8 protein-coding genes are annotated in these 7615 nt (G+C 67.9%); 3 read left to right on the forward strand and 5 right to left on the reverse strand.

The window, feature by feature from the left end; all coding sequences use genetic code 11:
* The 4 genes from JSV65_13865 to JSV65_13880 form a co-directional block, all read right to left on the reverse strand.
* Positions 1-489: efflux RND transporter permease subunit (locus JSV65_13865; protein ID UCH33641.1), on the reverse strand; the 489-nt coding region annotated here is incomplete at its 3' end.
* Positions 489-2000, reverse strand: coding sequence for an efflux RND transporter periplasmic adaptor subunit (locus tag JSV65_13870; protein UCH33642.1), 1512 nt, complete (start codon positions 1998-2000; stop codon positions 489-491). The genes JSV65_13870 and JSV65_13865, both read right to left, overlap by 1 nt.
* The gene (locus tag JSV65_13875) at positions 1997-2656 is read right to left on the reverse strand and encodes a TetR/AcrR family transcriptional regulator (protein UCH33643.1); all 660 of its coding nucleotides are present in this window, start codon (positions 2654-2656) and stop codon (positions 1997-1999) included. Before JSV65_13875 ends, JSV65_13870 begins: the two co-directional genes overlap by 4 nt.
* Before the next feature lie 206 nt (positions 2657-2862).
* Entirely contained in the window at positions 2863-3924 is a 1062-nt protein-coding gene (locus JSV65_13880) for an alpha/beta fold hydrolase (protein UCH33644.1), read from the reverse strand.
* A 319-nt stretch (positions 3925-4243) separates the two neighbouring features.
* Between JSV65_13880 and JSV65_13885 the strand changes: the two genes are divergently transcribed.
* Positions 4244-5074 carry a hypothetical protein gene (locus JSV65_13885; protein ID UCH33645.1) on the forward strand — a complete coding sequence of 277 codons (831 nt, stop codon included), beginning with the start codon at positions 4244-4246 and terminating at the stop codon, positions 5072-5074.
* Between the two features lie 178 nt (positions 5075-5252).
* Here JSV65_13885 and JSV65_13890 read toward each other — a convergent pair whose 3' ends face one another.
* Positions 5253-5756, reverse strand: coding sequence for a response regulator (locus tag JSV65_13890; GenBank protein UCH33646.1), 504 nt, complete (start codon positions 5754-5756; stop codon positions 5253-5255).
* 256 nt (positions 5757-6012) lie between these two features.
* Between JSV65_13890 and JSV65_13895 the strand changes: the two genes are divergently transcribed.
* Positions 6013-6168, forward strand: a complete 156-nt coding sequence (locus JSV65_13895; GenBank protein ID UCH33647.1) for a hypothetical protein — start codon at positions 6013-6015, stop codon at positions 6166-6168.
* Positions 6165-7615: DUF2079 domain-containing protein (locus JSV65_13900; GenBank protein UCH33648.1), on the forward strand; the 1451-nt coding region annotated here is incomplete at its 3' end. The genes JSV65_13895 and JSV65_13900, both read left to right, overlap by 4 nt.

The following is a 7615-nucleotide window of genomic DNA, read 5'->3' on the forward strand; positions in this document are numbered from 1 at the left end:
ACGCGGCGAGATGACGTCGTCGGCGAGGCGCCGCAGCCGTACTAGGGGCAGGTTGCTGGAGACCGCCAACTGCATGATCGCCCTCGCTTCGAGGTCAACTCGCGAGATCACCGGCCGCTCGGCATCCTCAGGCAGGATGCGCTCGACGGGCGCCACCTTGTCGCGGATATCCTGTGCGGCGACGTCGGGATCCACTCCGACCTCGAACTCCACCACGACTACGCTGACGCCCTCCGACGAATAGGAGTCGATTTGCTTGACGTTGCGGGTGGTGGCGACCGCGTCCTCTATGCGCTTGGTGATCTCGGTCTCGATCTCTCGCGGCCCGGCGCCAGGGTACACGACGGTAGCCGTGACGAAAGGAATCTTGAGGTTGGGCAGCAGATCCATCCCGAGACGGAAGTAACTGATGAAGCCGACCACCACCAGGGCCAGCATCACCATCGCGATCAGGATCGGGCGGCGTACTGAGAGGCCCCAAACAGACATTAGCTCCCTCCCGTCACTCGCACCGCATCGCCGTCGCGTAAGGTGTCATGCCCCGCGACGACCACCGCATCGCCGGGCGTGACGCCGGCGAGCGCCTGCGCCAGATCCCCCTGCTCGACGCCGAGCTTGACCGCCACGCGATGTGCCTTGCCCGCGCGCACGACGAACACCGCCGCCCCGTCCCCCTCGCGCACCACCGCAGACCGCGGCACCGCGGTGACGCCGGGCAGACGTTCGAGCGTGATCGCGCAGCGCGCGAACATCCCCGACTTGAGCCGCCCCTGCGGATTCGGGATGCGCACTCTGACGTGGAACATTCTCGTTTCGACCTCAGCCGCCGGCAGGATCTCCGTGACCCGGCCGGCGAAGGTTTCCCCGGGATAGGCGTCCACGGTCACCTCGACCGACTGCCCCGGGCGCACATTGCGCACGTCGTCCTCGCCCACTTTCGCTTTGACGTAGACCTGACGGTTGTCAACCACGGCCAGCAGCGGCTGGCTCGGCACGACGGTCTGACCGGGATCCACCTCGCGCTGGGCCACCTCGCCTCCTAGCGCGCTCCGGATCACCGTGTTGTCGAGCATCACCTGCGCCGCCTGCAGCGCCGCTCGCGCTTGGGCAACGCCGGCCGCGGCCTGGTTGACCTGCTCGCGTGCGGCACGAATGTCCTCGGCGCGAGCGCCCTCGTTGACGATGCTCAACTGCTGCTCCGCCACCCGGACGCCGGCATCCGCTTGCTTGACCCGTTCCTCGGCGGCCTTGATCTCCTCGGTCCGCGCGCCTTCGCGCACTAGGTCGAGTCGCTCCGCCGCGGTCTGGTACTGCGCCTCGGCGACCTGGTACTGGGTGCGCGCGAGGTCCACTTGCTGCTCCGATATGGCGCCGGCCTTCAGCAGCTCCTCGGCGCGTCGCAGATTCGCCTCGGCGTTGTCGAGCCCCGCCTTGGCCTGGCGCACCGCCTGCTGCGCCTGGGCGCGCTCTTGTTCGCGCGCGCCTTTGCGCAGCGCCTCCAGGCCCGCACGCGCCGCCTCCAGCGCCGCGCGCGCCTGGGCCACGTTGGCCTGGGCTTGCTGCCGCTCCTGGGGACGCGCGCCGGCGAGCGCGAGATCGAGCTGCGCCTGCGCCATGCCGCGCGCCGCCTCCGCCGCCTCTACCGCGGCGCGCGCCTGCGCCACCTGGGCGCGGACGTCGCTGTCGTCGAGTCGCACCACCACCTGCCCCTCAGCCACCCGTTCGCCTTCGTCCACCGTCACCGCGACCACCTTGCCGGGTATCTTGGACGCGAGCGCCGCCTTGCGATCCGGCTCCACACTGCCCGTGACGTTGAGCGCGGCGGCGAGGTCCGCCGTCACGACCGCGGCCGTCTCCACGGGAACGGCGCTTCGCGTTTGCGGCGCCGGTCGGTTCCGCTGCGCCACGATGCGGTGGTAGACGCGCCAGCCGAGCACGGCGACCACGGCGACGACGATGAGCCAGACTAGAGTCCGAGTTCCAGCACCCCTAGGTTTCATGCCTTCCTCTTTATGCTCCGCTTAGTAGAGTGCGCCGCCGTCGCGTCCTCTGGCGCGTGCGCGCCGTGACGCAGCAGTTCCAGGGTGTGAGCGACGACCGCGTCGGTCGAGAACCGACGGCGCCTGGTCAGGCGCTCCATGAAAAAGATGTGAATCATGCCGAACAGCGAGAACGCCGTCAGCCGCGAGTCGAGCCCCTGAAACTCCCCCGCCGCCTCGCCCTCCTGGAACAGCGCGCGCGCCGACGCCAGGCTGTCGTGCAGGTAGCGCTGAATCGGCAGCCCGAGCTGCTCCTGCTCTCCAGTCCCCGTCATCTCGCGAAACACGATGCGCACCAGGTTGTGCCGGGTCACCAGCAACTCGCAGTACGAGCGCACGAACCGCTCGACACGCTGCCACGCCCCGCCCGGCGCCCGATTCGCGTCCGCGAGCAGGGCCAGCACCTCCTCGAGGCCGCAGTGAATAATGGCCCAGTAGAGATCGCGCTTGTTCTTGAAGTAGTAGTAGAGCAGCGCCCGGTTAACCCGCGCCGCCTCCGCAATCTGGCCGACGGAAGTCGCGGAGTAGCCCTGGTCGGCAAACAGGCGCTCCGCGGCCTCCATGATGCGCTCCTTGGCGCCGGCCTGCTCGTCTTGCTGGATGGGCGACTTCGCCACGGTGACCTCGCGGATTTGACGGCAGGCGCCCGGCTCCGACTGCCGGGCGTCTGCGACTGCGCCACGACCCAATGCTAAACCAACGGTTAGTTAATCAAGTATACGCAGGCGGAGCGCCCCTGTCAAGCCTCGCCCGGAAGGTCCGTCTGTTGGTTGCGTCCAGCCGGCTGTTTGTTCCCGCGCGATCGGCCTCGCCGTGCCGCGGCCTACGGCGTCAGCGGCGGCGGTCGGTCGCCTTTGAGCCAGGCGTCGAACCACTCCAGCCCCGGCCCGACGTCGATCTCGTGCTCGCCCGGGAAGATGTCGAGGCTGAAGCGCTGCGGCACGCCGAGGACGCGATAGGGGCGCCCGACCCGGCGCGCCGCGGGGGCCGCATCGTCAACCGTGAAGCACAGATCCTTCTCCCCGACCTGGATCATCAGCGGCCGCGGCGCGATGAGCATCGCCACCTCCGGGATGTCGCCGTATTTCCCCAGCCCCGGCATGTACTGCGCCCCGCAGTAATTCGCGCGGGCTACGGCGTCCTTCAGGGTGCTCAAGTAGCACACGATGACGGCGGTGCCGATTCTCCGGTCGAGCGCCGCGAGGTACGTCGTCATGGTGCCCCCGAACGAACAGCCGATGCAGCCGATACGGCGGCGGTCAACTTCGCGCCGCGACAGCAGGTAGTCCAGCGTGCGCATGCCGTCCCAGATCTGCAGGGCGAGACGGTGATACCCGAAATAGCCGTCCGCGAAATAGGTCACGTTGCATAGGTCCCGGCCCGGGCGCACCCAGTCCGCGTCGTCCTGGCGCTCGCCGAACCCGCGCCAGTCCGGGCTGATCGTCACATACCCGCGCTCCGCGAGGCGGCACGCGAGCTGGTGCTGATAGTCCTCCACCGCCTCCCCGTTGGGCCCGAGACCGACGAGCGGATCCTTCCCGGGGCCGTGACCGTGCAGGCACATCACCGCGGGACGCCGCTCGCCGCGCCTCACCCCCCGCGGAGTCAACACCCACGCCGGCACCGACTGGAACCGCTCGGAATCGAACACCACTTTCTCGCGCGTGTATGACGGCAGCTCCGTCCGCTCCAAGACCTCCGGCCGCAGCGGGACTGGGTCCGGCATCGCGCCGAGTTCGCGCACAATCGCCGCCCTGAACCGTCGCCGCCAGGCGCGCCATTCCTCGACCGACCGCGCCTTGAAAGCCAACGGGCGTATGGCGGCGGCCAGGCGCGCTGCGGAGGATTCCTGCGTGGTATAGATTCGCTTGCGCTTCGTCGGCATATCTCGCGACCTCCAAGCATGAGCCGCGCCTCGGCAGCGCGGCGGAAGAGTACTGTTTCCGTGTCGCAGCGCGAACTCCTATTACCGAGGTTCGTGCATTAGGGGAGGACGCAAAGGATGGCAGCGCTCCTCCCGAACGAACCTCGTCCGGAAGAGTCTGCGGGCATTACCGGTGCCCCGGTAATACCCGAGACTCTATAGGAAACCGAGGGCGGCGGAGCGCGTCTAACATTGGTAGAGCGCAGGTCGCGTGTCGGACTGTGCCGGGAGGCGCTGGCGGGGCGCGCGGCGAAGTTGAGAAAACGAGAGGTACTATGTGATGCAAAGGATGTCAACGGCGGTCGTTCTGATGGCCGCCGTCGCGGTTATTGCGGGATGCGGGGGCAGCGGGCCGACCCCGCCGCCGCCAGTGCAGATTGTCGGCTCCTACCTCGGGCACGGCATCATGAGCGCGTACGACCAACCAGTGCTTCAAGTGGGGCTGGTCGTGCGGAGCGACCGTACCGTGGGGGGAGCGGCGTTCTTTAGCGGACCTATCGTCAATCGGGACGCGTTCTTCACCGGCGCCGTAGATGCTTCGAACAACCTTACGGCGTCAGGCCGCCTGATCGGCAACAGCGGCACCGAAGATGTCGGCAGCTTCACTCTCACCGGCACCTTCGACAACTTCCTCGACGGCTCGAACGTCGCGGGCACGTTCACTGCGGAGGGCGTAGGGTCCGGGCAGTGGTTTGGCTTCCTGTATGACATCTATCCCCTGGGGACGTATATGGGGGGATACACGGGGGACAGCGAAGGCAGAGTGGCCATCATGAATTTCCTGGTTGACGATATCGTCGTGATGATTGACCAGACGGATGCGCCTAGAGTTGACTGGTTCGCCTCGGACATTGGCTCTGCGATGCTGACCCCGCCCCCTCAGCCTGGTGCCAGCTGGGGCATCAACGCCAGCGACGGCCTGTACGGCACCGGCTTCAGCCTCAGCGGAGGCGTCGGCCAGACCGAGGCCGGTGGGATCTGGCAGCAAGCCGTTGATACCACGACCCTCAGCGGCGCGTGGTCCGCGACCAAGCCCCATGCGGGCGCCGCAGCCGCGGCGAGAGGGAGCATGCCTCCGGGGCCGATACGCGTGCGCCGGGTGAGACCATAGAACCGTGGCCTGTCACCCCTAAACAAGGCAAAGCTTGCCCGCCGCGGGATCTTGGTGCGGGCGCGATGGGGTCAATGATCCTCGCCTGATTGCGCTGTGCGGGATTCCAGGGCCTCGGTCTCGTCGCTGCCGTGTTGACGACGCCAGCGGCGGAAACCCGGGGTCTCGATAGGCCTGCTCAGCCGTGGCTGCCTGAGGCGGCTTCGGCCGGCTGGGCGGCTTCGTCGCCGGGCGGCTCGTCGGCGATGCCCGCGACGCGCCGCAGCACCGCAATCAACTCGTGCGGGGAAAACGGCTTGGGCAGGTACACAGCGGCGCCGGCATGCCGCGCCGCGCTCACCGTCGTCTCCTCGCGGCCCACGCTGAGCACTATCACGGGGATGTCGCGCGCCTCGGGGATTTCGTGCAGCGCCGCCAGCAACTGGAACCCGTCCATCACCGGCATCACGACATCGAGCAGGATGATGTCCGGGCGCTCCCTCTGAATCATGTCGAGTGCGACCGCGCCGTTCTCCGCGCGCCGCACCGCGAAGCCGTGGCGCTCGATTATGGATTGCAGCTCACGGGCCAGCTCGTCGTCGTCGTCCACGACGAGCACGCGTTTCCTCGGCGCACTGTCCCCGTTGTCGCTGCTCAGGTTCATCATGCCGTCACCATACCGTTCCCCTTTAGTTCTAGCCATAACCTGACGGCTCTACTCCTGCAGTGAGGTCCTTCCATGCCGCAAGTGAGCTACTGTGGCGGCTTTGTCTTAGAGATGCGACATTAACCCCCTCCTTCGTGGCACGCGAGCGCTCCGTAGGCAAGCCCGACACACGAAGCCGCCTCGGTCGCCATCCTCCGGCTGGCCCGGCACAATTGACACCCACCGGCCGCGTTGCTATACTCGCGGCGGTCGGGCCGCAGGCTCTTTCCGTCAGTTCTCCAACGCGGCAGATATGCGAAAGCAGCAGCGATACATCCTCAAGTTCGGCCGCGCCATCTTGCCGCGCAACAAGTACCACTCCACTAGGAAAGGCGCGAAGGGATACGCGCGCGCCCGCCGCAAGCGCATGGATCGCGCCGAACTCGGCCGACTCGGGAGCCGCTCGTGAACGGGACCGCCAGCCGGTCTCGCGCGAGCGCCCCGCCGCCTGCGACGGGCACGGATTACAGGCTCACGTCGCGTGACCTCGGCGCCTGCGTTGCAGTGGTGCTGCTTTTCGCCCTCCCCGTCGTGACGCAGTTAATCCGGGAGTCGGTCGCCGCAGTCCTGATTATCGCGGCAGCGCTGGGGACACCGGCCGCGCTGGCGATTCTGCTCGTCCCGGCCGGCGCGGCGGCCTACTTCATCGCGCGTTCGACACTGCCGTGGGGATGGAAGGGCGCCGCGTGCGTCGTGGCGCTCATAGGATGGGCGCTCCTGTGCAAGTACCTTTTGGCCGGTCAAGTCGCGCTCGACGTCGGCGCATCTTGTTCTCGCTTGCTGCTCGCGGCGGGCGCGGCGCTGATCGCCGTGGCATCCTTCAAATGGGGCCGCGATCGCCACTTGCCCTACGCCGCGGGCGCCATCGGCGTGCTGTCCCTTGTCGTCGCTCTCCGCCAGCTTCTCTTCGGCGAGCACATCAGCGATGTCTACCTGTTCCAGCAGGGGCTGTGGACGACGCTCCACGGCGGCGGGCTGTTCCACGTATCCGACGAGGGGGGCTCGCACTTCGGCACCCACTGGTCGCCGATTCTCTTCGCGTTGCTGCCGCTCTATGCCGTCTGGCCATCGGCCGTGCCGCTCCTCATCCTGCAGAGCGCGGCGATGGCCGCGGCGGCCTTCCCAGTGCATGCGATTCTGCGGCGCACATGGCCGGAGGGGGAGGCGCTGGCGCTCGCCGCGGGCCTGCTGCTCCTGCCGGCCATGCTGGGATCAACCCTGTGGCAGTTCCACGAGGTCGCCTTCGGCGTGGCGGCGTTCCTGGCGGCGCTGATGTACTTCGAACGTGGTCGGCCCCTGCGCTTCGCGCTCTTCGCCGCCCTCGCCCTGCTGGTGAAGGAGAGCTTCGTCGTACCTGTGGCGCTGTTCTCCCTCTATGCGGCGGCGAGGCGGCGCGGTTGGCGATGGGTGGTGCTGCCCGCCGTCGGCGCCGCGGCGTACGGCGCTGTCACGATCGGTCTCATCATGCCGCACTTCCGCACCGAGGAGTCGGGACGTCCCTTCCGCTACCTCTACGGGTACCTGGGACAGACGCCGACAGAGGCCGCGCGCTACCTCGCCTCCCACCCGGGGCGCGCCGTGCGCTTGCTGACCCGCGGGCGCAACCGCATATACCTCGAAGAGATATCGAAACCGTACGGCTACGTTGTCCCGCTGGGCGCGTCGCCGGTGATCTTCGGTGCGCCGGACGCCCTGGCCGTCATTCTGGCGCAGCCGTCACCGTGGCCCATGCGCGATCCGACGGCGCACTACTCGATGCTTATCGCGGCGGCGCTGCTCGTGGCTTTCGGTTCCTCCGTGAGTTCGTTGAAGAGGCGCCTAGGGATATCGGGCTCTGCTCTCGCGCTCGCCGCCGG

The organism is Armatimonadota bacterium, from assembly GCA_020354555.1.
Lineage (GTDB): Bacteria > Armatimonadota > Hebobacteria.